Origin of the sequence: Streptomyces ficellus, from assembly GCF_009739905.1 — a bacterium.
GTDB classification, from domain to species: domain Bacteria; phylum Actinomycetota; class Actinomycetes; order Streptomycetales; family Streptomycetaceae; genus Streptomyces; species Streptomyces ficellus_A.
In genome coordinates, this window is record NZ_CP034279.1 from 1,921,277 (window position 1) to 1,947,950 (window position 26,674).

General features: G+C 72.2%; 27 protein-coding genes. 2 read left to right on the forward strand and 25 right to left on the reverse strand.

Annotation, left to right across the window (positions count from 1 at the left end):
- Window positions 1-55 precede the first annotated feature (55 nt).
- The 5 genes from EIZ62_RS08225 to rpsB form a co-directional block, all read right to left on the reverse strand.
- Entirely contained in the window at window positions 56-1,267 is a 1,212-nt protein-coding gene (locus tag EIZ62_RS08225; RefSeq protein WP_156692057.1) for a phosphatidate cytidylyltransferase, read from the reverse strand.
- Complete coding sequence (gene frr / locus EIZ62_RS08230) at window positions 1,267-1,824, reverse strand: ribosome recycling factor (protein ID WP_156692058.1); 558 nt, start codon at window positions 1,822-1,824, stop codon at window positions 1,267-1,269. Before frr ends, EIZ62_RS08225 begins: the two co-directional genes overlap by 1 nt.
- A 136-nt stretch (window positions 1,825-1,960) precedes the next feature.
- Entirely contained in the window at window positions 1,961-2,728 is a 768-nt protein-coding gene (gene pyrH, locus EIZ62_RS08235) for a UMP kinase (protein ID WP_156692059.1), read from the reverse strand.
- A gap of 159 nt (window positions 2,729-2,887) precedes the next feature.
- Window positions 2,888-3,724: a translation elongation factor Ts gene (gene tsf, locus EIZ62_RS08240; RefSeq protein WP_156692060.1), complete on the reverse strand. Its 837-nt coding sequence runs from the start codon at window positions 3,722-3,724 to the stop codon at window positions 2,888-2,890.
- A gap of 89 nt (window positions 3,725-3,813) precedes the next feature.
- Window positions 3,814-4,710, reverse strand: coding sequence for a 30S ribosomal protein S2 (rpsB, locus tag EIZ62_RS08245; protein WP_156692061.1), 897 nt, complete (start codon window positions 4,708-4,710; stop codon window positions 3,814-3,816).
- Window positions 4,711-4,963: 253 nt separating this feature from the next.
- Here rpsB and EIZ62_RS08250 point away from each other — a divergent pair, with 253 nt between their 5' ends.
- Entirely contained in the window at window positions 4,964-5,437 is a 474-nt protein-coding gene (locus EIZ62_RS08250) for a M23 family metallopeptidase (protein WP_156692062.1), read from the forward strand.
- Between the two features lie 314 nt (window positions 5,438-5,751).
- Here the strand turns inward: EIZ62_RS08250 and EIZ62_RS08255 are convergent, their stop codons facing one another.
- The 17 genes from EIZ62_RS08255 to EIZ62_RS08335 all read right to left on the reverse strand — a co-directional run bounded on the left by EIZ62_RS08255 (window position 5,752) and on the right by EIZ62_RS08335 (window position 18,840).
- Entirely contained in the window at window positions 5,752-6,318 is a 567-nt protein-coding gene (locus EIZ62_RS08255; protein WP_156696282.1) for a TetR/AcrR family transcriptional regulator, read from the reverse strand.
- A 53-nt stretch (window positions 6,319-6,371) separates the two neighbouring features.
- Window positions 6,372-7,208, reverse strand: coding sequence for an RNA polymerase sigma factor WhiG (whiG, locus tag EIZ62_RS08260; RefSeq protein WP_156692063.1), 837 nt, complete (start codon window positions 7,206-7,208; stop codon window positions 6,372-6,374).
- A 273-nt stretch (window positions 7,209-7,481) separates the two neighbouring features.
- Window positions 7,482-8,651 (reverse strand): DNA-processing protein DprA, encoded by a 1,170-nt coding sequence (dprA, locus tag EIZ62_RS08265; RefSeq protein WP_156692064.1) that lies wholly within the window; start codon window positions 8,649-8,651, stop codon window positions 7,482-7,484.
- Window positions 8,652-8,790: 139 nt separating this feature from the next.
- Complete coding sequence (locus EIZ62_RS08270; protein ID WP_156692065.1) at window positions 8,791-10,404, reverse strand: YifB family Mg chelatase-like AAA ATPase; 1,614 nt, start codon at window positions 10,402-10,404, stop codon at window positions 8,791-8,793.
- Window positions 10,404-10,766: a YraN family protein gene (locus EIZ62_RS08275; RefSeq protein ID WP_156692066.1), complete on the reverse strand. Its 363-nt coding sequence runs from the start codon at window positions 10,764-10,766 to the stop codon at window positions 10,404-10,406. The genes EIZ62_RS08270 and EIZ62_RS08275 overlap by 1 nt, the downstream gene beginning before the upstream one ends.
- 183 nt (window positions 10,767-10,949) lie before the next feature.
- Entirely contained in the window at window positions 10,950-11,258 is a 309-nt protein-coding gene (locus EIZ62_RS08280) for a DUF2469 domain-containing protein (protein WP_008737534.1), read from the reverse strand.
- Between the two features lie 55 nt (window positions 11,259-11,313).
- Entirely contained in the window at window positions 11,314-11,844 is a 531-nt protein-coding gene (locus EIZ62_RS08285) for an NUDIX hydrolase (protein WP_156692067.1), read from the reverse strand.
- Window positions 11,837-12,580, reverse strand: coding sequence for a signal peptidase I (gene lepB, locus EIZ62_RS08290; RefSeq protein WP_156692068.1), 744 nt, complete (start codon window positions 12,578-12,580; stop codon window positions 11,837-11,839). The genes EIZ62_RS08285 and lepB (EIZ62_RS08290) overlap by 8 nt, the downstream gene beginning before the upstream one ends.
- Window positions 12,581-12,745: 165 nt before the next feature.
- Window positions 12,746-13,666 carry a signal peptidase I gene (gene lepB / locus EIZ62_RS08295; protein ID WP_156696283.1) on the reverse strand — a complete coding sequence of 307 codons (921 nt, stop codon included), beginning with the start codon at window positions 13,664-13,666 and terminating at the stop codon, window positions 12,746-12,748.
- Window positions 13,557-14,642, reverse strand: coding sequence for a signal peptidase I (gene lepB, locus EIZ62_RS08300; protein WP_156692069.1), 1,086 nt, complete (start codon window positions 14,640-14,642; stop codon window positions 13,557-13,559). Before lepB (EIZ62_RS08300) ends, lepB (EIZ62_RS08295) begins: the two co-directional genes overlap by 110 nt.
- Complete coding sequence (lepB, locus tag EIZ62_RS08305; RefSeq protein WP_156692070.1) at window positions 14,635-15,375, reverse strand: signal peptidase I; 741 nt, start codon at window positions 15,373-15,375, stop codon at window positions 14,635-14,637. Before lepB (EIZ62_RS08305) ends, lepB (EIZ62_RS08300) begins: the two co-directional genes overlap by 8 nt.
- 71 nt (window positions 15,376-15,446) lie before the next feature.
- Complete coding sequence (rplS, locus tag EIZ62_RS08310; protein ID WP_064070301.1) at window positions 15,447-15,797, reverse strand: 50S ribosomal protein L19; 351 nt, start codon at window positions 15,795-15,797, stop codon at window positions 15,447-15,449.
- A 131-nt stretch (window positions 15,798-15,928) separates the two neighbouring features.
- Entirely contained in the window at window positions 15,929-16,750 is an 822-nt protein-coding gene (gene trmD / locus EIZ62_RS08315) for a tRNA (guanosine(37)-N1)-methyltransferase TrmD (protein ID WP_156692071.1), read from the reverse strand.
- Window positions 16,750-17,298 (reverse strand): ribosome maturation factor RimM, encoded by a 549-nt coding sequence (gene rimM / locus EIZ62_RS08320; RefSeq protein ID WP_156692072.1) that lies wholly within the window; start codon window positions 17,296-17,298, stop codon window positions 16,750-16,752. The genes trmD and rimM overlap by 1 nt, the downstream gene beginning before the upstream one ends.
- 107 nt (window positions 17,299-17,405) lie before the next feature.
- Window positions 17,406-17,645: an RNA-binding protein gene (locus tag EIZ62_RS08325; protein ID WP_005311361.1), complete on the reverse strand. Its 240-nt coding sequence runs from the start codon at window positions 17,643-17,645 to the stop codon at window positions 17,406-17,408.
- Between the two features lie 2 nt (window positions 17,646-17,647).
- Window positions 17,648-18,091, reverse strand: a complete 444-nt coding sequence (rpsP, locus tag EIZ62_RS08330) for a 30S ribosomal protein S16 (RefSeq protein ID WP_064070305.1) — start codon at window positions 18,089-18,091, stop codon at window positions 17,648-17,650.
- Window positions 18,092-18,246: 155 nt separating this feature from the next.
- Window positions 18,247-18,840, reverse strand: a complete 594-nt coding sequence (locus EIZ62_RS08335; protein ID WP_208827820.1) for a hypothetical protein — start codon at window positions 18,838-18,840, stop codon at window positions 18,247-18,249.
- A 541-nt stretch (window positions 18,841-19,381) separates the two neighbouring features.
- Here EIZ62_RS08335 and EIZ62_RS08340 point away from each other — a divergent pair.
- A complete protein-coding gene (locus EIZ62_RS08340) occupies window positions 19,382-20,242 on the forward strand; it encodes a methyltransferase domain-containing protein (RefSeq protein ID WP_208827822.1) in 861 nt (286 codons plus the stop codon).
- 49 nt (window positions 20,243-20,291) lie between these two features.
- Here EIZ62_RS08340 and ftsH read toward each other — a convergent pair whose 3' ends face one another.
- The 3 genes from ftsH to EIZ62_RS08355 form a co-directional block, all read right to left on the reverse strand.
- Window positions 20,292-22,178: an ATP-dependent zinc metalloprotease FtsH gene (gene ftsH, locus EIZ62_RS08345; protein ID WP_156692074.1), complete on the reverse strand. Its 1,887-nt coding sequence runs from the start codon at window positions 22,176-22,178 to the stop codon at window positions 20,292-20,294.
- Between the two features lie 397 nt (window positions 22,179-22,575).
- On the reverse strand, window positions 22,576-24,126 hold the full coding sequence (gene ffh / locus EIZ62_RS08350; RefSeq protein WP_156692075.1) for a signal recognition particle protein: 1,551 nt from the start codon (window positions 24,124-24,126) through the stop codon (window positions 22,576-22,578).
- Between the two features lie 100 nt (window positions 24,127-24,226).
- Window positions 24,227-26,653: a [protein-PII] uridylyltransferase gene (locus EIZ62_RS08355; protein ID WP_156692076.1), complete on the reverse strand. Its 2,427-nt coding sequence runs from the start codon at window positions 26,651-26,653 to the stop codon at window positions 24,227-24,229.
- Window positions 26,654-26,674 lie beyond the last annotated feature (21 nt).

The following is a 26,674-nucleotide window of genomic DNA, read 5'->3' on the forward strand; positions in this document are numbered from 1 at the left end:
GAAAGGGCCCGCCGCCTCGATGCGACGAGCCCTTCCAGGGTAACCGGACGGCGGTTCAGCCTGTTCCGACGAAGATCACGAACAGCAGCCACACCACCGGAGCGGTCGGCAGCAGCGAGTCCAGCCGGTCCATGATGCCGCCGTGCCCCGGCAGCAGGGTGCCCATGTCCTTGATCCCCAGGTCCCGCTTGATCATGGACTCGCCGAGGTCGCCCAGCGTGGCGCTGGCCGCGACGGCGAGGCCCAGCAGCAGGCCCTGCCACCAGGTGCCGCCGTCGATGGCGAACTCCATGCACAGCGCGCCCGCCGCCATGGCGAACGCCACCGCCCCCAGGAGCCCCTCGCGGGTCTTGCCCGGGCTGATGCGCGGCGCCAGCTTGTGCTTGCCGAACCGCCAGCCGACCGCGTACGCGCCGGTGTCGCTGACCACGGTCAGGACGAGGAAGGTCAGCACCCGCCACGGACCGTCGTCCGCGGTGAGCATCAGCGCCACGAACGTCGCGAGGAACGGGACGTAGAACGCGGCGAAGACACCGGCCGTGACGTCCTTCAGGTAACCCTCGGGCGACTCGGTCATCCGCCACACGAGCACCGCGAGCGCGGTGAGCGCCATGGCGACCCAGGCCCCCTCGGCCCCGCGCACGTACCCGGCCACGACCATGGCCGCGCCGCCCACGGCCAGCGGCACGAGCGGAGCCCTGATCGACTTGCGCTCCTGAAGGCGGGACGTCAGCTCCCACAGCCCGACCACGACGGCGACCGCTATCACACCGACGAACACGGCCTTGACGACGAAGAGCGACGCGACGATCACGGCGCCGAGCCCCACGCCGACCCCTATGGCGGCCCGCAGGTCCCGGCCGGCCCGCTTCTTCTGCTTCCTCGGCGGACCGGGCAGCTCCGTGGGCTGCGGCGCTCCCGACTGCGGGCTGGGCATGGGCTCCTGCGGATTCTCCGGCTGCGGCGACCGGTCCTGCCGCGGCTGTCCGTGCGGCTGCCACGGCTGGTCCGGCCGCTGCGGCAGCTCGTCACGGAACAGGGGACCGCTCAGCGGAGCGGTCCCCCGGTCGCGGTCGTCCTGGCCTCCACCGGTGTCGCCACCGGCGGGAACGTCGGGCACGATGGGCATGGGCCGAGTCTGCTGCGCCTCATGCCCGTCGTAGGCGGGACCCGCCGGGGCTGCCGGAGCGAACCCCGGGTGGTGCCCCTGGTCGGGCGGACCCCATTGACCGCCTCTCGGCGGGGCCCCCCAGGAAGAGTCGTTCATCAGACCTCGAGCAGCTCGGCTTCCTTGTGCTTGAGCAGCTCGTCCACCTGCGTGACGTACTTCGCGGTGGTGTCGTCGAGCTCCTTCTCCGCGCGGCGCACCTCGTCCTCGCCGGCCTCCTTGTCCTTGACCAGCTTGTCAAGGGCGTCCTTGGCCTTGCGGCGCACCGAACGGATGGAGATCTTCGAGTCCTCGGCCTTGCCCTTGGCGACCTTGATGTACTCGCGGCGCCGCTCCTCGGTGAGCTCGGGGAACACCACACGGATGATGTTGCCGTCGTTGCTCGGGTTGACGCCCAGGTCGGAGTCGCGGATGGCCTGCTCAATGTTGCGCAGCGCGCTCTTGTCGAACGGGGTCACCACGGCCATGCGGGGCTCCGGCACGGAGAACGACGCCAGCTGGTTGATCGGCGTCGTGGCACCGTAGTAGTCGGCCACGATCTTGTTGAACATGGCCGGGTGCGCACGCCCGGTACGGATCGCGGCGAAGTCCTCCTTGGCGACCAGGACGGCCTTCTCCATCTTCTCCTCTGCCTCGAGGAGGGTCTCTTCGATCACCACTTGCTCCTGCGTGTCTATGAGTAGGCCCGGCGTACAAAGGGCTGCGGAACCTGCGTCGCGTGTGTCCCCTGCACGGTGTCCGACCGGCAGGGCTTTGTCCATCCCCTCGCGGGGCACCCCTGGGGACCCGGGATCAGGTCCTGGTGCCCTGGTCGCTCACGAGAGTGCCGATCTTCTCACCCTTCACGGCCCGGGCGATATTGCCCGCCGCGAGCAGCTCGAAGACGAGGATCGGGAGGTTGTTGTCGCGGCAGAGGGTGATGGCGGTGGCGTCGGCGACCCTGAGGTCGCGGGAGAGCACCTCGCCGTACTCCAGCGCGTCGAACTTCACCGCGTCCGGGTTGGCCTTGGGGTCGGAGTCGTAGACCCCGTCCACCCCGTTCTTGCCCATCAGGAGGGCTTCCGCGTCGATCTCCAGGGCGCGCTGGGCGGCGGTGGTGTCCGTGGAGAAGTAGGGCATGCCCATGCCCGCGCCGAAGATCACGACGCGGCCCTTCTCCAGGTGGCGGACCGCGCGCAGCGGGATGTACGGCTCGGCGACCTGCCCCATGGTGATGGCGGTCTGGACCCGGGAGTCGATGCCCTCCTTCTCCAGGAAGTCCTGGAGGGCGAGGCAGTTCATGACCGTACCGAGCATGCCCATGTAGTCGGAGCGGGCCCGGTCCATGCCGCGTACCTGCAGCTCCGCGCCGCGGAAGAAGTTGCCGCCGCCGATCACGACGGCGATCTGCGCGCCGTCGCGGACGACCGCGGCGATCTCGCGCGCGATGGCGTGTACGACGTCGGGATCGACGCCGAGGCCCCCACCGCCGGCGAACGCCTCGCCGGACAGCTTCAGCATGAAGCGACCGGCGACATTTTTACCGGTGTTGTCGTCGCCCTGTGCGGCGCCCTGGTTCATGGAGATCTCCTCGTGCACATACGAAGAAGGCCATTGCCGGTGGGTGCTGTTGTCCCTACGGCAATGGCCTCCTCGTCAGATCTGTGGCCGCCGGCGCTGACGCGACCGACCGTCCACTGGGAAAACCCTAGCGGGATCCCGTGTCGAGCGCGTACCCGCTCAGATGCCGACCTTGATGCGGCTGAAGCGCTTCAGGGTGACACCGGCCTCGTCCAGGACCTTCTGGACGGACTTCTTGTTGTCGAGCGCGTACGGCTGACCCAGGAGGGTGGCGTCCTTGAAGAAGCCGTTGAGGCGACCCTCGACGATCTTCGGGAGCGCGGCCTCGGGCTTGCCCTCGGCGCGGGTGGTCTCCTCGGCGACGCGGCGCTCGGCCTCGACGACCTCGGCCGGGACGTCGTCCTTGGAGAGGTACTTCGGGGCGAAGGCGGCGATGTGCTGGGCGATGCCCTTCGCGACCTCGGCGTTCTCCTTGTCGAGCTCGACGAGGACACCGATCTGCGGGGGCAGGTCCGGCATGGTGCGGTGCATGTACGCCGCGACGAAACCGCCGGAGAACTGCGCGAACCGGTCGAGGACGATCTTCTCGCCGAGGTTGGCGTTGGCCTCGTCGACGTACGCCTGGACGGTCTTGCCGGCCTCGATCTCGGACGCGAGCAGCGCCTCGATGTCGGCGGGGGACGTCTTGGCGACGTGCTCGGCGAGGGCCTTGGCGACGCTCTGGAACTTCTCGCCCTTGGCGACGAAGTCCGTCTCGCACTTCAGCTCGACGAGGACACCGGAGGTGTTGTCGTCGGAGAGCACGGAGACGACGGCGCCGTTCTCGGCGGAGCGGCCCTCGCGCTTGGCGACGCCCTTCTGGCCCTTGATGCGCAGGGCCTCGACGGCCTTGTCGACGTTGCCGTCGGCCTCGTCGAGCGCCTTCTTGCAGTCCATCATGCCGGCGCCGGTGAGCTCGCGGAGCTTCTTGACGTCAGCGGCGGTGTAGTTCGCCATGATCTGTAAGTCTCTCTCGAAGTCTGGAAGATCTACGGGTGAACGGCGGGGGCAAGGCGCACCCCCGCCGTCGATCCGAACCTGAAGGGTCAGGCCTGCTCGGCGTCCGCGGCCGGAGCCTCGGCCGGGGCGGCCTCGGCAGCCGGGGCCTCGGCGGCCGGGGTCTCGGCCGGCTTCTCGGCGGCCTCGTCGGACTCCGCCTTCTTCTCGCCACCCTCGAGCAGGTCGCGCTCCCACTCGGCGAGCGGCTCGCCGGCGGCCTTCTCGCCCGGCTTCTGGTCGCCGGTCGCGGCGCCGGAACGGGCGATGAGGCCCTCGGCGACGGCGTCGGCGATCACGCGGGTGAGCAGGGTGACGGAGCGGATCGCGTCGTCGTTGCCCGGGATCTTGTAGTCGACCTCGTCGGGGTCGCAGTTGGTGTCGAGGATCGCGACGACCGGGATGTGGAGCTTGCGCGCCTCACCGACGGCGATGTGCTCCTTCTTGGTGTCGACGATCCAGACGGCGCTCGGCACCTTCTGCATCTCGCGGATACCACCGAGGGTCTTCTCCAGCTTGGCCTTCTCGCGCGACAGCACGAGAAGCTCCTTCTTGGTGAGACCGGACGCGGCGACGTCCTCGAAGTCAATCGCCTCGAGCTCCTTCAGACGCTGAAGGCGCTTGTAGACGGTGGAGAAGTTGGTGAGCATGCCACCCAGCCAGCGCTGGTTGACGTACGGCATGCCGACGCGCGTCGCCTGCTCGGCGATGGCCTCCTGGGCCTGCTTCTTCGTACCGACGAACATGATGGAGCCGCCGTGCGCGACGGTCTCCTTGACGAACTCGTAGGCGCGGTCGATGTACGACAGCGACTGGAGCAGGTCGATGATGTAGATGCCGTTGCGCTCGGTGAAGATGAAGCGCTTCATCTTCGGGTTCCAGCGACGGGTCTGGTGACCGAAGTGGACGCCGCTCTCCAGCAGCTCCCGCATCGTGACGACGGCCATGGCCGTATCTCCTTGGTTCTCGGTTATGTCCTGACGCCCCGACGCGCTGTGCCACGAATGGACCGAAGAGCGCTGCCACGACTTTTGAGGGTGATGGCGGGGCGTGCGAAGTCGACCCGGTGGCCCGGGTCGCCAGAAGAAGTGTACGGGACCCCGGCAGCGCCGGGTGACGGCGCTGTCCACAACCGGCCGGTCGTCCACAGATCGCGCCCATGATCATCGCGGGGGCGTACGCCCGGGCCACAGTCCTCGCATGTACTCCACCGCGTTCGCCCTCGCCCTGTCCGTCCTCACGGCCCTCACCGCCACCTGGCCGGTCGGCCCGCCGCGCCCCGCTGTCGTACGCGGCTGGGAGCCTCCCGCCTCGGCGTACGGGCCGGGCCACCGCGGTGTCGACCTCGCCGCCCCGCCGGGCACGGAGGTCCGCGCTGCGGCGGCCGGCCGGGTCTCGTTCGCGGGCCCGGTGGCGGGCCGGGGCGTCCTGTCGATCACGCACCCCTCCACCGGCACCCCGCCCCTGCGCACCACCTACGAGCCGGTCCGCCCCCTGGTCCGCCCGGGCACCGAGGTCACGGCGGGCCAGCTCGTGGCGGTCGTCTCGGGACCCCCGTCCCACTGCGCCCCGGTCTGCCTCCACTGGGGCCTGCGCCGCGGCGACACCTACCTCAACCCCCTGACCCTGCTCCCCCGCCCACCCTCCCGCCTACTCCCCCTCACGCCCCCCTGACCCGGCGACACCCCCGGGCGTACCCGTACCACCCACCACCCCGCAATCGGCGACGCGCCCGGGGTGGGCCGTGCCACCCACCGTCCCGCACCCGGCGTACGACCGGGGTGGGGCCGTGCAGGGTCGCCCCCGCAGGGGACCGGCGGCGCTACCGGGGCTCCCTATCCCGTAACCCGAGGCCGCCGGCCCCGAGGAGGCGAGCCCGGAGGGGCCACGCCCCCCACCCACCGGGGGTCACCGCACCCAAGACACCGCCCCGCAGCGAACCGGGAACAGGCACCGCCCCGCGGCCGGGAACCGTACCGCCCGCCGCGCTACGCGCCCGCGCTCCGCACGCCCCGCAGCACCATCGACACGGCCGTCTCGGCGATGGCCGTCGGGTCCTCCGCGGCGCCGAGCTCGATGCGGCGCACCGCCGCGTCGACCACGCCCTGGAGCAGCATCGCGGCGAGCCGCGGCTGTTCCTGTCCCAGCTCCGCCAGCGCCTCGACGATCATCGCGACGAGTCCGCCGTGCGCCGCGCGGATCTTCTCGCGGGCGCCGTCGTCGAGTTCGCTCGCGGAGATGGCGACGACCGCCCGGTGGCGCCGGTCGCCGACGAGGTCCAGCTGGGCGCGCACGTACGCCTCGACCTTGTCCTCCGGGCTGTCCACCCGCTGCATCGCCGCTTCGACCTCCGCCGCCCACAGGGGGAAGTCGACGGCGCACAGCTCTTCGACGACGGCGGCGCGCGAGCGGAAGTACTCGTAGACGGAGGACCGGGCGAGGCCGGTGCGCTCGGCGAGGGCGGGGAAGGTCAGCGCCTCCGTACCGCCTTCGGACAGCAGGGAACGCGCGGCGTCCAGCAGGGCGCCGCGCTGCATGGTCCGGTGCTCGGCCACGGAGGCCGCTCGAATCCTGGGCACGGCTCCACTCTACGACCGGCCGTTCGACGTCAGCGTCCTACATCGGCCAGCTTCGCGCGCAGCTGGAGGACCGATTTGGTGTGGATCTGGCTGACGCGGCTCTCGGTGACGCCGAGGACGTTGCCGATCTCGGCCAGGGTGAGGCCTTCGTAGTAGTACAGCGTGACCACGGTCTTCTCGCGCTCGGGCAGGGTGTTGATGGCCCGGGCGAGCATCCGCCGCAGCTCGCGGTCCTCGGCCACCTCGACGGGGTCGTCCGCGGCGGTGTCCTCCAGGGTGTCCATGAGGCTGAGCCGGTCGCCGCCCTCACCGCCGACGTGCAGCAGCTCCTCCAGGGCGACGACGTTCGCCAGGGACAACTGGCTGAAAACCGCGTGCAGTTCTTCGAGCGCGATACCCATTTCGGCCGCGACCTCGCCCTCCGAGGGGGTGCGCCGGAGCTGGGCCTCCAGGGTGGCGTAGGCGCGCTCCACGGCCCGCGCCTTCTGCCGTACGGAGCGGGGGATCCAGTCCAGGGCCCGGAGTTCGTCGATCATCGCGCCGCGGATCCGGGTGATGGCGTACGTCTCGAACTTGATCGACCGCTCGATGTCGAACTTCTCGATCGCGTCGATGAGGCCGAAGACCCCGGACGACACAAAGTCGGCCTGCTCGACGTTGGAGGGGAGGCCGACGCTCACCCGGCCCGCGACGTACTTCACCAGCGGCGAGTAGTGCAGGATCAGCTGTTCCCGCAGCCGCTCGTCGCCCGTGTCCTTGTACGACCGCCACAGCTCGTCGAGTGACGAGGGTGCGGGCGGGCGCACGGTGCCCCGGGCAGCGGGGGGCACCGCTGCGCGGTCGGACCCGGAGGTGTGCTGGGGCATGCGTCGCCTTGAGCCGTTCTGCTGAGTGCGAGGGGGGACGGGGGGAGGGGGCCGGGACGGCCAGGGTGCGGGGGGCTTAATTCTGGTGAGCGTAGCGTGACTGCGGCGTCGCAGTGAGCGAAGGCCGCCGGATCGTGACTCCGTGGGGGCGGGCCGTCGGCCGCATCTTCGAATGGGGCCCGTGAGGCCGACTGCGCGGGCGTCGGCCCCCCGGGCGGCGCCGAGTGAGCTGCGAAGGTCATCGGCTTCACCCTGTCACCCGAATGCTGCGGGTCAAGCACCGCCTCGCCGGGCGTTCGGGCGACGTGCGGCCTCGGCGGTCAGTTGCCAGTCCTGGCCGTGGCGTTCGACGAACCCCAGGGAGTGGAGTTCGTACAGCCTGCCGAGCGCCTCGTCGACGGTGGTCCCGGCATCACGCGCGATGTCGGTGCCGGCGGCGGTCCGGCCCCTCGGGGGCAGGGCTTCGAGCACCCGGGCGCTGAGCGGGTCGAGGAGGTCCCTGGGCAGGACCGGTCCGCGCCGGGGAGGGGCCAGGTCACCGATGTCGCCGATCAGCTCGGCGACCTCCGCCGCGTCGGTGACGAGCTCGGCCTCGCCGCGCAGCAGCTCGTGCACCCCGGCCGAGAGCCCGCTGGTGGCGGGTCCGGGGACGCCCATGGTGAACCGGCCGAGTCGCTGTGCGGCGCGGGCGGTCACCAGGGAGCCGCTGCGGTACTCGGCCTCGACGACGACGGTGCCCCGTGTGAGCGCGGCGATCACCCGGTTGCGGAGGATGAACCGGCTCGGCGTCGGGTGGGCGCCCGGCGGCAACTCGCCGACGAGCAGGCCCTGTTCGGCGATGCGCCCGATGAGCCCGGCGTGGCCGCGCGGGTAGGCGACGTCGACCCCGCAGGCGAGCACGGCGACGGTCGCCCCGGCGGCGGCCAGCGCGCCCCGGTGGGCGGCGCCGTCGACGCCGAAGGCCGCGCCGGAGACGACGACCCAGCCGCGCTCGGCGAGCCCGGAGGCCAGGGTGGCCGCCATGTGCGCCCCGTAGGGCGTGCAGGCCCGGGCCCCGACGACGGCGACGGAGCGCAGCGCCCAGCGGCGGAGGTCGGGCCGGCCGCGGACCCACAGGCCGACGGGGCGGGCGTCGCCGAGGTCGTCGAGCTGGCTGGGCCACTCCGGGTCGCCCGGTACGACGAGCCGCGCGCCGCACGCCTCGGCCGCCGCGAGGTCCCGGTCGGGCTCGGCCCGCGCCGCCCGCAGCCGGAAGCCGTGGATCCGCCGCTCGCTCGCCCCGGTGAGCGCATCGGCCTCGTATCGCGCACTGGTCAGCCGCCGTAACAGTTCCTCCGCTCCCAGCTCGCGCAGCCACCGTCCGCCGTGTTCATCACCCGGTTCGACGACCCGCGTCAACGCCGCCCGCGCCCGTCGCTCTCCCTCGGTCACCCTCTGGTTCATCCCACTCCCCCACTACCACCCGTTCCGTCCCACCCCACCGGGCCACCCTCACCACACACCCCCACCCGGCCCCCACCCCCGGCCGCCCCGCCCCCGCACCGGACGGGCGGACCGCGCGCACCAGACCGGGTCGACCGGGTCACCGCGTCTGGCCGACCGCCAGGGGTACGCCCCGGGCGATTCCGGTGCGCAACTCCAGTGCCAGCTGGACGTCGTCGGGGCCGGGGCGGGCGCGGCCGGCGAGGTCGGCGAGGGTCCAGGCGACGCGCAGGACCCGGTCCAGGCCGCGCGCGGTGAGCAGGCCCCGTTCGATGTCCCGTTCGGCGGTGGCGAGGGCGCCGGGGGCGACCTGCCAGCGGGTGCGGAGCTCGTGGCCGGGCACTTCGCAGTTGACGTTCCAGGGCGTGCCGTCGAGGCGGGCGGCGGCACGTGCCCGGGCTTCCAGGGCGCGGGCGGCGACCGCTTCGGTGGATTCGCCGCGCCCGCCCTGGGCGAGCAGGTCGGCGCGGGTCACCGGTTCGACCTCGACGCGCAGGTCGACGCGGTCGAGCAGCGGCCCCGACAGCCGGGCCTGGTAGCGGCGGATGACCGACGCGGGGCATTCGCAGCCCGACCCGTGCAGGGTGTGCCGCCCGCACGGGCAGGGGTTGGCGGCCAGCACCATGAGGAACCGGGCGGGCAGCCGTACGACGCCGGCGCTGCGCGCCACCACGACGTGTCCCGACTCCAGGGGCTGTCGCAGGGCGTCCAGCGCTTTGCCGGAGAACTCGGGCGCCTCGTCCATGAAGAGCACGCCGCGGTGCGCCAGCGAGACGGCTCCGGGCCGGGGCAGGCCGCTGCCGCCGCCGACGAGGGACTGCATGGTCGCCGAGTGGTGCGGCGCGCAGTACGGCGGCCGGCGCACGAGGGGCTCGCCCGGTGGCAGGAGGCCCGCCACCGAGTGGACCGCGGTGACCTCCAGTGCTTCCTGGCGGGTGAGAGGCGGCAGGACGCCGGGCAGTCGCTCGGCGAGCATCGTCTTGCCGGCGCCGGGCGGGCCGGACAGCAGCAGGTGGTGACCGCCGGCGGCGGCGACCTCCAGAGCGAGGCGCGCGTGCCGTTGCCCGGCGACGTCGGCGAGGTCGGGCCCGTCGGCCGGGTCGGGGCTCAGCCCGGTGCCGACACCGGCGCCGGGGACGAACAGCCCGGCCAGTATCGCGTCGGGCCGCCCGGCCTCGTCCGGTTCCTCCTCGGGCACGGGTTCGTCCGCGAGGACGGCGATCAGCTGCCGCAGGGTCCGGACGCCGAGGACGGAGACGCCCGGCACCAGCGCGGCCTCTCCGGCCGTCTGCTCCGGGACGACGACCTGCTGGTAGCCGGCCTCGGCGGCGGCGAGCACCGCGGGCAGCACCCCGCGCACGGGCCGGACCCTCCCGTCGAGCCCCAGCTCACCGATGAGGACGAGGTCGGCGATCGTCCTGGGGTCGACGCGCTCCGCCGCGCCGAGTACCGCTGCTGCGACGGCGAGGTCGAATCCCGAACCCCCCTTGGGTACGGAGGCCGGGCTGAGTCCGACCGTGAGCTTCTTCTGCGGCCACTCGGCGTCCGAGTTGACGATCGCCGCCCGCACCCGGTCGCGGCTCTCCGTGAGGCTCTTGTCAGGGAGGCCGACCAGGGTGAACGCCGGAACGCCGGGTTCGAGGTCCGCCTGGACCTCGACGACCACTCCTTCGACGCCGACCAGGGCCACCGAGCACGTCCGTGCGAACCCCATCAGGCCACCCCTCGCACGTGCTCGACGACGGGCGCGCCGCGCCGGGGCAGCACCACCCCGACCAGGTCGATGCGCAGTCCGCCCGGCGGCGGCCCGCCGTGCCGTTCGAGCCAGCACGCGGCCAGTCGCCGCAGCCGTTCCGCCTTGGCGGGGGTCACCGCCGCCATGGGGTGCTCGAATCCGCCCCCTCTGCGGGTCTTGACCTCGCAGATGACCACCGTGTCACCGTCACGGGCGACGATGTCGATCTCCCCGGCCCGCCCGCACCGCCAGTTCCGGGCGAGCGTCGCCATCCCCGCCTCACCGAGCCGGCGGACCGCCAGGTCCTCGCCGTACCGCCCGAGTGCCCCCGTCGCGTTCATTCGGCACCACCTCCGGCACCGACTGTGACGCGTCGGCGCCGGGCTTGTGGATCTTGGTGGACAACCGGCCGGTTGGGGATAACTCCGTCACCCACACCGGTGAACAGCCACCGGCGACCGGCCCGGGGTCAGCCCCGTCGGCGGCCCGGAGTCGGCTTCCGGCCCCGTCGGCGGCCCTCGGGGTCAGCTTCCGGGGAGCTCCAGGTCGGTCTTGTTGAGCTCCTCGATGTTCACGTCCTTGAACGTCAGGACACGCACCTGCTTGACGAACCGTGCCGGCCTGTACATGTCCCAGACCCACGCGTCCGCCATGGACACCTCGAAGAACACCTCGCCCTGCACCGAGTGCACCTGCATCTCGTAGTCATTGGTGAGGTAGAAACGACGCTCGGTCTCGATCACGTATTTGAACAGACCGACGACATCGCGGTACTCCCGGTAGAGCTTCAGCTCCATCTCGGTCTCGTACTTCTCGAGGTCCTCGGCGCTCATGGCATGTTCCCCTTCAGCCGTGCGTCCCCCCATTGTGCGCCAGTCTCCCGCGCCCCTAGACGATTTCCGGGGCGAGGACCACCGGCCTGCCAGGGGGTCCCTCGTCGAGCAGCGTGCGCAGCAGCTCGGCGAGTCGTGTCGGGTACACCGTCTCACGCGTCGCCGACAGTTCGGCGGAGGTCCACCACCTCAGCCCCGCGACACTGCGGCTCTCCAGCTCCGTGAGCGCGCCGAGGGCCACCTCCGTCCGGGTCGTACGGGCCAGGTAGTACCACTCGTCCTGGTGCCAGCGGCGCCCGGCGAAGGGAAAGGAGCAGACCCGCTGCCACAGCACCGGGCCGAGCTCCACGTCCGTGAGACCGGTCTCCTCGGCCAGCTCGCGCAGCGCGGCCTCCTCCCGGGTCTCGTCGCCCTCGACGCCGCCGCCGGGGGTGAACCACCAGGTGTCGGACGGGTCGTCCGGTTCGTAGCCGTGGAGCAGCAGGATGCGGTCCTGCGGGTCGAGCAGGACGACCCGGGCCACCCGCCGCAGGGGCATGTCCCCGGCCGGGTGCCGGTCACCCTCCAGCGGGGCGTCCTCAGCCATGCGTACCCGCCCCGGTGCGCGTCCGGCCCGTCCCGGACAGCCGCCGCGCGATCGGCCCGTACGCCGCGCCGCCCAGGATCAGTACCGACCCGGCTACCACCGACGCGACCACGAGCTTCACCGGGCCGGGCCGCGACACACCGCCGGGCAGGGGCGCGAACGCCTGCGGCCGGTCCACCATCGCGGTCCGCGGCCACGCCACGGCGTCCACCCGGGCGCTCACCGCGCCGCGCGGCACCGCGCCGTGCCCGGGGTCCTGGAGGTGGACGCGGGAGTCCTGCGAACCCATGCGCTCGTCACCGAGCAGGAAGAGCTGTCCCTCGGGCACCGCGACGGAGAAGGTCGCCGTGGAAGCGGGGCCCCCGGACCGGAGATACGGTTCTTCGACGGGCTTGCCGTTGATCGTGAGCCGGCCTCCCGCATCGCAACAGGCGACCTTGTCACCGCCCACGGCGACGACCCGCTTGAGCATCGGCACATCGCCCCAGGCTGCGTCCTGGAAGACCACGACGTCCCCGCGCCGGACATCGGCCCCGTCTATCCGCTGCGCCAGCACCCGGTCCCCGACCTCGACGGTCGGCGACATCGAATCGGTCGGCACGGTGTAGGGCTGGTAGGTGAGCGCTCCCCAGGCGAAGCCTCCGAGGAGGAGCAGACAGCCGACGGCCACGGCCAGCCCCGACAGCACGCTGCCGAGGCGGCCGCGGCCGCCGTCCGTCGTGTCGTTCGTGCCCATCCCAGCGCTCCCCACCTCGGAGATCGACGATCTGGGACGGCACCCTACCCGCGCGGCCCTACCCGGCGGTATGCCCTCGGGCGAGCGCCCCGCGACTCGGAGCAGGGTGCGGTGGGTGCAGCCGGGCGGGACCCGCTTCCTGCAACGGGCCCGCAAGCCCTCGCGTCAGCCGTCGCGCCGCTTGCGGCGCCAGAGGACCACCGGCACCGCGGCGGCCAGGCCCAGCGCGCCCGGGCCGGCCATCTCGGCGACCGCCTTGGAGGCCGCGGCCGCGTTCAGTCCCGGCTGGTCGAAGGTGTCCGGCACCGGAAGCGTGGACCAGCGGGTGACCGGCCAGGCCACCACGATCGCGCGCCCCACGACCTGGTCGTTGGCGACCGTGCCGCTGCCGGGCAGCTCCTGGTGGTAGCGGGAGTCGAGGGAGTTCTGGCGGTTGTCGCCCATCACCCAGATACGGCCCTCGGGCACCTTGATCGGGCCGAACGGCTCGTCGTCGCAGGGGGTGGAGCCGGGATGGATGTACGAGGTCTCGTCCAGCGGCTTGCCGTTGACGACGACCTTGCCGCCCTTCTTGCAGCTGACGGTGTCGCCGCCGACCGCGATGACCCGCTTGATGAGGTCCTTCTCCTCCGCGGACGGCATCAGTCCGATGAAGCTCAGGAACTTCTGCATCACGTTGGGGTCGGGAGTGGGCTCGCCCTCCAGCCAGCCGCCCGGGTCGTGGAAGACGACGACCTCGCCGCGCTCCGGCTCGGAGCCGAACCACGGGGTCAGCTTGTCGACCAGGACCCGGTCGCCCCGCTGGAGCGTGTTCATCATCGAGTCCGAGGGGATCGAGAACGCCTGCACCAGGAACGTCTTGATCAGCAGTGCCAGCAGCAGGGCGATACCGATCAGCAGCGGCAGTTCCTTCCAGAAGGAACGCGGCTTCGCGGGCTGCCGGGGGCCGCCGTCGTCGGTGCTGTCGGCCGCGGCCTCATCCGGACCGGTCGGGGGTTCTTCCGCGGGACCGGAAGAGGAGGGCTTCCCGAACCGGTCGGGCCTCTCCTCGGGCTCGTCGTGTCCGGATCGTGCGCCGACCGCCAAATCCCCCACATCCACTCCTCACTCCGTGCAACCGCCGGCCCCACAGCAGGGGCAGGCCCACCACTCCCATAACGAGCGGGAGTTCCGCAGGGGTCGGGAGCCCGGACAATCCGTTCACATTCCGAGAGGACACACTATGCGACGCGCCGCGCGCGGCCGCAGTCCCCGTCCGCGCGTCCGGCACGGAGGCGAAGGTGTCCGGCTCGTCCAGTTCGCTCCAGTGGGCCAGGGGCCAGGCGATGACGACCGCCCGCCCGACGACCTCCTCCTCCGAGACGGTTCCCTGGAACGCCTCGTTCAGGTGGAACCGCGAGTCGGCCGAATTGGACCGGTGGTCGCCCAGGACGAAGATCCGCCCGGCCGGCACCTTCACCTCGAACGGAATGGTGGAGGGGACGTCCCCCGGGTTCAGGTACGGCTCGTCGAGCGGTACGCCGTTGACGGTGACCTTCTTGTTGGCGTCGCAGCACTTGACGGTGTCGCCGCCGACGGCGACGACCCGTTTGATCAGGTCCTGTTCGTCCTCGGACGGCAGCAGGCCGATGAACGTCAGCGCCTGCTTGGCCTGTTTCACGATCACCGGGTCGTCGTTCTTGGGCGTCTGTTCCGCCCGCAGCCAGCCGCCCGGGTCCTTGAAGACGACGACGTCCCCGCGCTCCGGCTTCGAGCCGAACCACGGGGTGAGCTTGTCCACCAGCACCCGGTCGTCGATCTGGATCGTCTGTTCCATGGAACCGGAGGGGATCACGAAGGCCTGCACCAGGAAGGTCTTCAGGACCAGCGCGATGAGCAGTGCCACGGTGATGAGGAGAGGTACCTCCTTGACGGCCGAGCGCCGCCGCCGGCGCTGCACCTTCCGGGCCAGTTTCCGCCGCTCCGCGCGTCCGGGCAGGGCCCGGCCGCCGTCGGTGGGCCGGGATCCGGTGGGCAGCCGCGTATCGGCCCGGTGGTTGCCCTGCCTGCCCCGGTTACCCATGGCCCCCGCCCGCCCCGCCCGCCTCCGGTACGTCACGCAGGGCACCCGCCGGCTCCAGCTCCGTCCAGCGCCCGAACGGCCAGCCGATCCAGTCGGCCCGGCCGATGACGTGGTCCACGGGGACCATGCCGCCGCCCGGCGAGCCCAGGTGGTCGCGGGAGTCGCGCGACTGGCTGCGGTGGTCCCCCATGACCCACAGGGCGCCCTCGGGCACCACGATGTCGAAGGGCACCTGTGAGGGCGCGTCGCCCGGGTACAGGTAGCGCTCGTCCACGGGTACGCCGTTCACCTCGACCCTTCCCCCCTTGTCGCAGCACGTCACACGGTCGCCGCCCACGCCCACGACGCGCTTGACGAAGTCGGTGTCGGCGGGTTCGGCGAGGCCGAGTGCCGCGGCCGCCCCGTGCAGCAGTCCGGCCACCGGGTCGCGCTCCGGGGCCTCCTGGACGAAGGACCCGGTGCCGTCGAAGACGACCAGGTCGCCGCGGGCCGGCTCGGAACCGAAACGGTACGCCACCTTGTTGACGAGCACCCGGTCCCCGGTCTTGAGGGTGGGCTCCATCGACCTGCTGGGGATCTGGAAGGGCTGCATCACGAAGTGGTTGAACAGCAGCAGCAGGACCGCGCCGGCGCAGCCGGCCAGCCAGAACCGCCGCCGGAGAAGCACGGAGCGCGACCGCTCCTCCGGGTCGGAGGAACGGCCGCGCTCTGAGTGCTGTGCTTCGATGTCCATCGGAGCCGAATGGTATCCGGCTCTCCTGTGACGCTCCGTCCGAAGCGAGGCGCGACGGGGTGAGCCGGGGCTCAGTTGTCGCGCTTCTCCTTGATCTTCGCGGCCTTGCCGCGCAGCTCACGCAGGTAGTAGAGCTTGGCGCGACGGACGTCACCGCGGGTCACGAGCTCGATCTTCTCGAAGATCGGGCTGTGCACCGGGAAGGTGCGCTCGACGCCGACGGAGAAGGAGACCTTGCGGACGGTGAACGTCTCGCTGACGCCGGCGCCCTGGCGGCGGATGACGACGCCCTTGAACTGCTGGATACGCGAGCGGTTGCCCTCGATGACGCGAACGTGGACGTTCACGGTGTCACCGGGACGGAACGCCGGGACGTCGGTCCGCAGGGAGGCGGAGTTGACGGCGTCGAGCACGTGAGCCATGTGTGTCTGCTTCCTCGCTGATGCCACAGGTCATCAACGGAATGTCGAAATGAGAAAAGGGGTGCTGATCGCGTCGGACGGGCGTCGTGTCCCCCTGTGGCAGGGGCGCACGCCGGACGTACAGCAGCGGCCTATTCTTCCACGTCCTGGGGCCTGCGCCAAAATCGGCCACCGGGTTCGGGGGCCCAGCCCAGCAGGGAGAGGGTTTCGCGGTCCTTCTTGTCGAACGCCGACGCCTCGCAGCGTTCGATGAGGTCGGGCCGGTTGCGCGCGGTTCGCCGGAGCGCCTCGTCCTTGCGCCACCGGGCGATCTTGCCGTGGTGCCCGCTGAGCAGCACGTCGGGGATGCCGCGGCCCCGCCACTCGGGCGGCTTGGTGTAGACGGGGCCCTCGAGCAGGTTGGCCATGGCGCCGGAGGCGAAGGAGTCGTCGCGGTGGGACTCGGCGTTGCCGAGGACGCCGGGCAGCAGGCGTGCCACGGCTTCGGTGACGACCAGGACGGCCGCTTCGCCGCCGGCGAGGACGTAGTCGCCGATGGACACCTCGTACACCGGTATGCGGGTGGCGTACTCGTCGGTGACGCGGCGGTCGATGCCTTCGTACCGGGCGGGGGTGAAGATCAGCCAGGGGCGCCGGGAGAGTTCGACGGCGAGTTGCTGGGTGAAGGGGCGGCCGCTGGGGGTGGGGACGACCAGCACCGGTCCGTGCGCCCCGGCGTCGTAGCCGGACGCCAGGACGTCGTCCAGGGCGTCGCCCCAGGGCTCGGTCTTCATGACCATGCCGGGGCCGCCGCCGTAGGGGGTGTCGTCGACGGTGTTGTGCCGGTCGTAGGTCCACTGCCGGAGGTCGTGCACGTGGACGTCGAGCCGGCCGCGCGCGCGTGCCTTGCCGACGAGGGAGACGTTCAGCGGTTCCAGGTACTCGGGGAAGATCGTGACGACGTCGAGCCGCATCAGGCTCCGTCCTCCTCACGGGACCCTGCGATCTCGGCGCGGTCGTCGATGAGGCCGGGAGGCGGGGTGATGACGGCCTTCTGCTCGCCGAGGTCGATCTCCGTGACGATCTCCTCGACGAACGGGATCATGACCTCGGTGCCGTCGGGCCGCTCCACGACGAACAGGTCCTGCGAGGGCAGGTGGGAGATCTCGGTGATCCGGCCGATGACGGTGCCGTCGGCGAGGACGACGTCCAGGTCCATCAGCTGGTGGTCGTAGTACTCGTCGGGTTCCTCGGGCAGCTCGTCGGGGTCCACGTCGGCGATGAGCAGGGTGTTGCGCAGCGCCTCGGCGGCGTTGCGGTCGCGGACGCCCTCGAAGCGCAGCAGCAGCCGGCCGCTGTGGACCCGGCCGGTCTCGATGGTCAGCGGTCCCGTGGAGGCCGGGTCCGTGGCCAGTACGGCACCGGGCGCGAGCCGCAGCTCGGGCTCGTCCGTACGCACCTCGACGGTGACCTCGCCCTTGATGCCGTGGGCGCGGCCGATCCGTGCGACTACCAGCTGCACTGCCTCTCCTTAACAGGACGACTTACGGGGAACGACGACGGGCCGGGGCGGGCCCGAAGCCCTCCCCGGCCCGCGCCGGCGCTTTCACGCAATAACTGCCAACTTGATCAGCGGACCTGGTCCACGTCGACGAGGTCGACACGGATACCGCGGCCGCCGATGGCACCCACGACGGTACGCAGGGCGCGGGCGGTACGGCCGTTGCGGCCGATCACCTTGCCGAGGTCGTCGGGGTGGACCCGGACCTCCAGCACGCGCCCGCGGCGCAGGTTGCGCGAGGCGACCTGCACGTCGTCGGGGTTGTCGACGATGCCCTTCACGAGGTGCTCGAGAGCCTCCTCGAGCATGCTCAGGCCTCGGTCGACTCGGTGGACGCGGCTTCGGCCTCGTCCGCCTTCTTGTCGGCCTTCTTCGCCTTCGGGGTGATGGCCTCACCCTTCGCGTCGTCGCCCTCGAGCGCCTTGGCGAAGGCGTCGAAGGAGGCGCGCTTGTCTTCCTTGGTCGCCGGAGCCAGCAGCGGCTTCTCCGGGGCCGGCAGGCCCTTGACCTTCTGCCAGTCGCCGGTGAGCTTCAGGATCGCGAGGACCGGCTCGGTCGGCTGGGCGCCGACGGACAGCCAGTACTGCGCACGCTCCGAGTCGACCTCGATGCGCGACGGGTTCTGCACCGGGTGGTACAGGCCGATCTCCTCGATGGCCCGGCCGTCACGGCGGGTACGGGAGTCGGCGACGACGATGCGGTAGTGAGGCGAACGGATCTTGCCCAGACGCTTCAGCTTGATCTTGACTGCCACTGGTGTGGTGTCTCCTGGTCTTGACGTGGTTGGGCACAACGGGATGCCGCGTGGGGTTGCGGTACTCGAGTGCCCGATGGACGCGTCAGCCGGAGGAGAGAGGGGTCCTGTGCGACTGTCGAGTACAGCTAGCCATTGTGCCACACCACGTGCGGTCAGCTCGCCGCGCCCACCGCTTCCGGGATGCGGAAGGGCTTCCCGCAGCCGCCGCACACGATGGGCGCCTGCGCGAGGACCGAGGGCACCACGCGTACGTTGCGGCCGCAGTCGCACACGGCCTTGACCCGGACGCCACCTCCGGAGGAGCCGTGCCGGGCGGCCGGTCCGCGGAAGGAGCGCTTGGTGTCCGAGGCCGTGGCGACGGTGTGCGCCTTGAGGGCCCGCTGGAGCCGCTCGATGGTCGGGCGGTAGCGGCGCTTGGCCTCGGGGCTGAGCGTGACCAGGGAGAAGCCGCTGCTGGGGTGCGGCTCCTCGGAGTGGTCCAGGCCCATCTCCTCGGCGATCGCCAGGAATCTGCGGTTGTGGTAGCGGCCGGCGCGGGAGGTGTCGCGGACGCCTCGGGCGGCGGCGATGCCGTGGACTGCCTCGTGGAGCAGTCGTTCGAAGGAGAGCTCGGCGCCACAGGCGGACGACGACTCTCCGATCAGGGATTCGGGCGCGGCGAGATCGGGCAGCTCGGGGTGGTGCCGCTGAATGTCGGCCCACGCCTGTGCCAGCTCTGCGGCGAGAACAGGTGGTGTCGTGCTCACGTCGTGACAACGAGCCGAGGTGCCCCCGGGTTCCATTCCGGGGCATCCCAAATAATTTGCACGTACCCGTCAGTTGCCGTTGATGCGTCCTGACGAGGGCCAGTGCGCTGATCTGCGGAGAAGCGGCGCAGCTCCCAACAAGGTGGTACGTAGCGGCGCGTACGCCCCGGCGCGTAACGGGTTTCGCGCGCCGCCCGCCCAAGGCTGCCGAAGCCGACAGTACCCGGACCGTCACGGGGCCGCGCCACCGCCCCGGAGCCGGTCCCGCGGCTCCGGTTCTTCCCGCAGGCCAGAGCGGCCGGCGGGGTCCGGTCCGCGGTACTTGCATGGCGGGAATCACGAACCGCCCCCACTATGGAGGTGGTTCGTGCCGCACTCGGGGGCGCACGACCGGGGCACGCAAGCATTGCGCCCCGACCCCTGGACTTGGGGGCGGATGCGGAGTTCCCTGGCTACGGGGAGTGCGAGCGCATGTACACGGGGGCTGTCAATCAGGGCACAGACGCACAGATGGACCTCTCGGCGGATTGGGGCGCTTTCGATGACACCTATGCTCGTCCAGCACCACCCCCACCCGGCCTCGGCGCCTCCGGCCTCGGACGCGCCCGGCCGTGCCCGCGACTGGGCGGAGATCCAGGAACGGATGCTGGTCCCGCTCTACGAAGCGGTGTACGAGCATCTGGAGGTCGGTACCGGTACGCGGCTGCTCGGTCTCGGATGCGGCTCCGGCCTCGCCCTGCTGATGGCCGCCGCGCGCGGCGCGCAGGTCACGGGCATCGACACGGATCACGCGCGCGTGGACCTGGCACGGGAGCGGCTGCTCCCCGACGCGAGCGGGCGGGAGTCCAGCCGCTGCGGCGGAACGCGGCTGCTGTACGGCGGGCCCGCCGACGCGGCGGACCCCACTCGTCCGGCGTACAACCTCGTCACGGCCTTCCAGCCGATCGGATGCACCGAGGGTGACTCCGACGGGCTGGGCCCCGCGCTCGCGGAGGCCGTCCGGCTGGCGGAGCGGGGCAGCGCGGTGGTGCTGGCGGGCTGGGGTCCGCCGGAGCGGTGCGCCACCTCGGCGGTGCTCCGGGTGGCGGGCCGGCTGACCGAGCGGCTGCGCACGGGGGCGGCCTGGCGCCCGGCCCTCCGGGACGACCTGGAGGAGGTCGCCGCGCGGGCGGGCCTGCGGCCGGACGGCTCGGGACGGGTGGCGTGCCCGTTCGGGTACGCCGACATGGACAGCGCCGTGCGCGGGCTGTTCTCGACCGGCCTGTTCGACCCGGCGGTGGCCGCGTCGGACCAGGCGACGGTCGAGAAGGAGGTCACCGAGGCCCTCCACCCGCACGTACGCCCCGACGGGACGGTGTGGATGCCCAACGTGTTCCGCTACCTGGTCGCCCGGATCCCCTGACCCGTTGGACACCGGCCGGGCCCCGCTCCCGAAGGAGCGGGGCCCGCCGTCATTCCTTGCCCAGGCGGGTGATGCCCGCGGCCCGGTAGGCCGCCTCCTCCTCCAGGGTCTCGTTCTCCAGGAGCGCCGCCGCGAGGGCGTCCAGCCTGGCGCGGTGCTCCTGGAGCTGCCGGCAGGCGCTCTCGTAGCACTCGTCGACGACGTGGCGCATCTCCTTGTCCACCGCGTCCAGGGTCGCGGGCGCGGCAGACAGGCCGTACGCCTGCTGGGCGTCGCCGGGGATGGCGCTGAGCCGGCCGACCCGCTCGCTCATGCCCCAGCGGCCCACCATGCCCCGCGCGATGTTGGTGACCTGTTCCAGGTCGCTCTCCGAGCCGGTGGTGATCACACCGAACACGACGTGCTCGGCCGCCATGCCACCGAGCGCCCCGATGATCCTGCCGCGCAGATAGTCCTCCGTGTACGCGTACTTGTCGGCGTCCGGCGTCGACAGGGTCACCCCGAGGGCCCGTCCGCGCGGGACGATGGTGACCTTGCGGACGGGGTCGGCGCCCGGCTGGAGCATGCCGAGCAGCGCGTGCCCGCTCTCGTGGTACGCGGTACGGCGCCGCTCCTCCAGGGGCATGACCAGGGCGCGCTCGGCGCCGAGCTGGACCTTCTCCAGCGCGTCGGAGAAGTCCGACCGGGTCACGGTGTGCTGGCGGCGCTTGACCGCCAGGAGGGCGGCCTCGTTGGCGAGGTTCGCCAGCTCCGCACCGGTCATGCCCGGCGTCGTCCGGGCGACGTGCGCCAGGTCGACCTCGCCGTCCAGCGGGATGTCCCGGGTGTGGATCCGCAGGATGGCCTCCCGGCCGTCCCGGTCGGGCGGGCTGACGTGCACGATGCGGTCGAAGCGGCCGGGCCGGGTGAGCGCGGGGTCCAGGACGTCGGCGCGGTTGGTGGCCGCGATCACGATGACGCCCTCGGAACCGGAGAAGCCGTCCATTTCGGTGAGGATCTGGTTCAGCGTCTGTTCCCGCTCGTCGTGCCCGCCCATGGCCGCGCCGCCGCCCCTGGCACGGCCGATGGTGTCGATCTCGTCGATGAAGATGATCGCCGGGGCGACCTTGCGGGCCTCGTTGAACAGCTCCCGTACGCGGGAGGCACCGACGCCCACGATCATCTCGATGAACTCGGAGGCGGACGCGGAGAAGAACGGGACGCCCGCCTCGCCCGCCACGGCCCGGGCCAGCAGCGTCTTGCCCGTGCCGGGCGGGCCGGAGAGCAGCACGCCGCGCGGCATCTTGGCGCCCATCCTCCGGTAGGCCTGCGGGTTCTTCAGGAAGTCGACGACGTCGTTGAGCTCGCCCGCCACCTCGTCGATGCCCGCGACGTCCGCGAAGGTGGTCCGCCCGCCCACCTCCAGCTCGACCGGCTTCGGCGGGGCCTTGCGTCCGAGCATGCCGCCCGCGCCGCCCAGTCCCGCGCCCCGCATCCGCCGGGCGACCACCAGCCACAGCACGACGAGCAGCAGGATCGGCGCCAGCGAGTACAGCAGGTTGGCGAGGAGGCTCGGTCTCTCGACGACCGGCTCGGCCGTCACGGTGACCTTCTGCTTCGTCAGCTGGGCCCAGAGGTCGTCGTCGGCGAACGCCGGCCGCTGGGTGGTGAACCGCTGCTTGTCCTTCAGCTCCCCCTCGATGGCGTCGCCCTTGGAGTAGATCTTGGCGACGTTCCCGTCCGAGACCTGCCTGCTGAACTCGGTGTACGACAGGGAGCGCTCGTCGCCGTCGCCGAAGTAGGACAGGGCCAGGTTGGTGAGCCCGAACACGGCCAGCGCCGCGAGGAGCAGCCAGACCCAGCCGGGTGTCTTCCTGCGCTGCGGGGACGGCGGCGGCGCGCCCTCGGAACGCCAGGGCTGATCGGTGCGGTCGCGCGGGGGTACGGAATTGGCCACGGTGCCATGATGCGAGAGGTGACCGTAACCGGCATTACGGACACACCCGGAGCCTGGTGCGTCTCGTCTTGGGCAATCGTCCCGCAGGACGGCTCCCACCCCCACCCGTTGTGGGCAATCGTCCCGCTGGGGCGGGACGGGTGGGCACAACGGGACCGGGGCGGCGCCTGGTCCCGGTTCGCTGCGGGGCGGTGCCTCGTGCCGGTTCGCCTGCGGGCGGGTGCCTGGTCCCACCCCCGGTGGGTGGGGGCGTGGCCCCTCCGGGCTCGCCTCCTCGGGGTCGGCGGCCCTGGGTTACGAGTAGAGGAGCCGCGCCTGCGCCGCCAACCCCTGCGGGGGCGACCCTGCACGGCCCCACCCCGGTACGTCGCCGGGTGCGGGGCGGGGGCCCCGGGGGTCAGCCCATGAACTTCTTGAACTCGTCCGGGAGCTCGAAGTCCTGGCCCGGCTGGCCGGCCGGGAGGCCGAACGCGCCGCCCTGCTGGGCCTGTTCGCGGCGGGCCGCGGCGGCCTGCTCCTCGGCCTTCCGCTTCATCGGGTTGCCGCTCTTGCGCTTGCCCTTGGCCTGCTTCTGCTGCTTCTTCTGCCGGCCGGGCCCGCCGCCCATGCCCGGGATGCCCGGCATGCCCGGCATCCCGCCGCCCTGGGCCATGCGCGACATCATCTTCCGGGCGTCGAAGAACCGCTCGACCAGGGACTTGACCGCGCTGACGTCGACGCCGGAACCGCGGGCGATGCGCGCCCGGCGGGAGCCGTTGATGATCGTCGGGTCCTGGCGCTCACCCGGCGTCATGGACTTGATGATCGCGGCGGTGCGGTCGACGTCCCGCTCGTCGATGTTGTTGATCTGGTCCTTCATCTGCGCCATGCCGGGGAGCATGCCGAGCAGCTTGGAGATGGAGCCCATCTTCCGGACCTGCTCCATCTGGGCCAGGAAGTCGTCGAGCGTGAAGTCCTTGCCCTTGCTGCTCGCCAGCTTGGAGGCCATCTTGGCGGCCTCTTCCTGGCTGAAGGTCTGCTCGGCCTTCTCGATCAGCGAGAGGACGTCGCCCATGCCGAGGATGCGGGACGCCATGCGGTCCGGGTGGAACGCGTCGAAGTCGTCCAGCTTCTCGCCGTTGGAGGCGAACATGATCTGGCGGCCGGTGACGTGCGCGATCGACAGGGCGGCACCACCGCGGGCGTCGCCGTCGAGCTTGGACAGCACCACGCCGTCGAAGCCGACGCCGTCGCGGAAGGCCTCGGCGGTGTTGACCGCGTCCTGACCGATCATGGCGTCGACGACGAAGAGGACCTCGTCGGGGCTGACGGCGTCGCGGATGTCCGCGGCCTGCCGCATCAGCTCCTGGTCGATGCCGAGGCGGCCGGCGGTGTCGACGATGACCACGTCGTACTGCTTGGTCCTGGCGTACTCGACGGAGTCCTTGGCGACCTGGACCGGGTCGCCGACGCCGTTGCCCGGCTCGGGGGCGTAGATGCCGACGCCCGCGCGCTCGGCGACGACGGAGAGCTGGTTGACGGCGTTGGGGCGCTGGAGGTCACAGGCGACGAGGAGCGGGGCGTGCCCCTGGCCCTGGAGCCACTTGCCGAGCTTTCCGGCGAGGGTGGTCTTACCGGCGCCCTGGAGACCGGCCAGCATGATCACGGTCGGCGGGTTCTTGGCGAACCGGAGCCGGCGGGTCTCGCCGCCGAGGATGCCGATGAGCTCCTCGTTGACGATCTTGATGACCTGCTGGGCGGGGTTCAGCGCCTGCGAGACCTCGGCGCCGAGCGCCCGCTCCTTGACCTGCTTGATGAAGGCCCGGACGACGGGCAGGGCGACGTCCGCCTCCAGCAGCGCGATTCGGATCTCACGTGCCGTGGCGTCGATGTCCGCCTCGCTGAGGCGGCCCTTGCCTCGGAGGTTCTTGAAAGTCGCTGCAAGGCGGTCGGAGAGGGTATCGAACACGGCGGTCGCGGATCCTCGGGTGTAGGGGTCGGGCGGACACTCGCCCCCCAGGGTATCCGCCCGCCGAAACTGCGTCCCCCCGCCTGCCGGAAGCGGCGCCTCAGGCCAGCGCGCGTTCCAGTTGCCGGGCGACGTCCACCGCGCGCGCGTCCGGGAGCGGGGAGCCGTCGGCGCCGGTGACGTACACGGTGTCCACGGCGTTCGCGCCGAGCGTCGAGACGTGGGCGCTGCGGACGCGGACGCCGGCGCCCTCCAGGGCGTGCCCGATGCGGTGGAGGAGGCCGGGTGCGTCCTGGGCGCGGACCTCGATGACCGTGGCGAGCGCGGACCCGGCGGGGGCGACCGTGACGCGTGGCGGGGGCGCCGTGCCGCCGCGGCGGCGGGGGTAGGCGGCCTCCCGCTCGGCGAGCCGGGCGCGGATGTCGAGGGACCCGTCGAGCGTCCGGAGGAGGTCGGCGCGGAGCCGGGCCGCCTGCGGTAGGGAGCCGTACTCGGCGGCGACGCGCCAGTTCAGTACGAGGACGGCGGCGGCCCCGGGGGCTTCGAGCGGGTCGACGGCGCGCAGGTCGGCGGAGCGGACGGTGAGCCGGTGCAGGGCGAGGACCCCGGCGACGGCGGGCAGGACGCCCGGCCGGTCGGGGAGGGCGATGAGGAGCTCGACGCCGACGGGTTCCGGTTCCGGCTGGTCAAAGGGGTGCTCGGCGCGGAGGCTCAGGACGGGTTCGCCGGTGCGGAGGGCCTCGACGGCGAGGCGTTCCTCCTCGGCGGTGGGCGCGACGGGCTCGGCGGCGGGCGGGGCGTCGCCCGCGAGGACGCCCGCGACGCGTTTGACGAGGTCGGCGACGAGCGAGGCGCGCCAGGAGGACCAGGCGGCGGGCCCGGTGGCCAGGGCGTCGGCCTCGGTGAGGGCGTGCAGGAGCTCCAGGGTCGAGGGCGAGCCGATGACCGCGGCGACGGACTCGACGGTCGCCGGGTCGTCGAGGTCGCGGCGGGTGGCGGTGTCGACGAGGAGGAGGTGGTGGCGTACGAGGGTGGCGAGGACGCCCGCGTCGGCGGGGCCGAAGCCGATCCGGGCGGCGACGTCGCGGGCGATGGTCTCGCCGGCCACCGAGTGGTCGCCGGGCCAGCCCTTGCCGATGTCGTGGAGGAGCGCGGCGACCAGCAGGAGGTCGGGGCGGCCGACGCGGCGGGTGAGCGCGGAGGCGCGGACGGCGGTCTCGACGAGGTGGCGGTCGACGGTCCAGGTGTGGACGGGGTTGCGCTGCGGGCGGCAGCGGACGCGTTCCCAGTCGGGGACGAGGTGGGTGATCAGCCCTTCGGCCTCCAGCGCCTCCCAGACGGGCACGGTGGACTCGCCGGCGCCGAGCAGGGTGACGAGTTGTTCGCGGGCGTCGGCGGGCCAGGGCTCGGGCAGGGGCCGGCCGGTGGCGGCGAGGCGGCGTACGGCGTGCAGGGAGAGGGGGATGCCGTTCTGGGCGGCCGCGGCGGCGGCGCGGAGCGGGAGGACGGGGTCGCGTTCGGGGCGGGCGGTGCGGGCGAGGACGGCCTCGCCGTCCATCTCGACGACGCCCTCGGCGAGCGGGGTGCGCGGGGGCTGGGCCTTGCCTCCGGCGAGCATGGCGCGCAGCCGGGGGCGTACGGAGCGGGCGCGCAGGACGCGGTTGACCTCGCGCCAGGTGACGTCGCCGGCGTAGGAGATGGTGCGGGCGGCCTCGTAGACCTGGCGCAGCAGCGCGTCGGCGTCGAGGACGCCCAGCTCACCGGCGACCTGGTCCTGTTCCTGGAGGGCGAGGCGGTCGGTGGTCCGCCCGGTGACGAGGTGGAGCGCGTCGCGGGTGTCGAGGAGGGTGCGGCGTGCTTCGGCGAGTCCTTCGCGCGGGGCGTCGGCGAGCCAGGAGGCGGCGACGGCGCGCAGTGCGGTGGCGTCGCGCAGGCCGCCGCGTGCTTCTTTGAGGTCGGGTTCGAGGAGGTACTGGAGTTCGCCCTGGCGTTCGGCGCGGTCCCGGCAGAGTTCGCCGAGTTCGGGCAGGCGCCTGGGGGCCTGGTTGCGCCAGTCGGCGAGGACGGTGGTGCGCAGGGCGGCGACGAGTCCGGCGTCGCCGGCGATGTGGCGGGCGTCGAGGAGGCCGAGCTGGACCTTGAGGTCGTCGGCGGCCGTCTTGCGGGCTTCGGCGGGGGTGCGGACGGAGTGGTCGAGGGCGATGCCGAGGTCCCAGACGGGGTACCAGACGCGGTCGGCGAGGGCGGCGACGGTGGCGGGGTCGGCGGTGCCGTCGTGGAGGAGGAGCACGTCGAGGTCGCTGCGGGGGGAGAGTTCGCCGCGTCCGTAGCCGCCGACGGCGACGAGCGCGGTGCCGCGGGGCGGGGCGGCGGCGGTGTGGAGGGCGGCCAGCCAGTCGTCGGTGAGCCGGGCGAGGGCGGTACGGCGCGGCGGCCCGGGCGGCGCCTCTCCGGTCAGGAGGCGCAGCCGGGCCGCCGCGTAGCCGCTGGGTCCCGAGTTCTCGCCTGTCACATCGGTGCTCGTCACCCAAGGGCTCCTTTGCCGTGC

Coding starts and splice junctions, on each gene's coding strand:
- lepB (WP_156692069.1), bottom strand. CDS start 14,642: ATGGGTAACCGGGGCAGGCAGGGCAACCACCGGGCCGATACGCGGCTG.
- EIZ62_RS08280 (WP_008737534.1), bottom strand. CDS start 11,258: ATGAGCGCCGAGGACCTCGAGAAGTACGAGACCGAGATGGAGCTGAAG.
- EIZ62_RS08340 (WP_208827822.1), top strand. CDS start 19,382: ATGACACCTATGCTCGTCCAGCACCACCCCCACCCGGCCTCGGCGCCT.
- trmD (WP_156692071.1), bottom strand. CDS start 16,750: ATGCGGCTCGACGTCGTCACGATCTTCCCCGAGTACCTGGAACCGCTG.
- EIZ62_RS08250 (WP_156692062.1), top strand. CDS start 4,964: ATGTACTCCACCGCGTTCGCCCTCGCCCTGTCCGTCCTCACGGCCCTC.
- rpsB (WP_156692061.1), bottom strand. CDS start 4,710: ATGGCCGTCGTCACGATGCGGGAGCTGCTGGAGAGCGGCGTCCACTTC.
- pyrH (WP_156692059.1), bottom strand. CDS start 2,728: ATGAACCAGGGCGCCGCACAGGGCGACGACAACACCGGTAAAAATGTC.
- lepB (WP_156692068.1), bottom strand. CDS start 12,580: ATGGGCACGAACGACACGACGGACGGCGGCCGCGGCCGCCTCGGCAGC.
- EIZ62_RS08270 (WP_156692065.1), bottom strand. CDS start 10,404: ATGGGGTTCGCACGGACGTGCTCGGTGGCCCTGGTCGGCGTCGAAGGA.
- tsf (WP_156692060.1), bottom strand. CDS start 3,724: ATGGCGAACTACACCGCCGCTGACGTCAAGAAGCTCCGCGAGCTCACC.
- EIZ62_RS08285 (WP_156692067.1), bottom strand. CDS start 11,844: ATGGCTGAGGACGCCCCGCTGGAGGGTGACCGGCACCCGGCCGGGGAC.
- EIZ62_RS08225 (WP_156692057.1), bottom strand. CDS start 1,267: ATGAACGACTCTTCCTGGGGGGCCCCGCCGAGAGGCGGTCAATGGGGT.
- whiG (WP_156692063.1), bottom strand. CDS start 7,208: ATGCCCCAGCACACCTCCGGGTCCGACCGCGCAGCGGTGCCCCCCGCT.
- dprA (WP_156692064.1), bottom strand. CDS start 8,651: ATGAACCAGAGGGTGACCGAGGGAGAGCGACGGGCGCGGGCGGCGTTG.
- rplS (WP_064070301.1), bottom strand. CDS start 15,797: ATGGCTCACGTGCTCGACGCCGTCAACTCCGCCTCCCTGCGGACCGAC.
- EIZ62_RS08275 (WP_156692066.1), bottom strand. CDS start 10,766: ATGAACGCGACGGGGGCACTCGGGCGGTACGGCGAGGACCTGGCGGTC.
- lepB (WP_156692070.1), bottom strand. CDS start 15,375: ATGGACATCGAAGCACAGCACTCAGAGCGCGGCCGTTCCTCCGACCCG.
- EIZ62_RS08325 (WP_005311361.1), bottom strand. CDS start 17,645: ATGCTCGAGGAGGCTCTCGAGCACCTCGTGAAGGGCATCGTCGACAAC.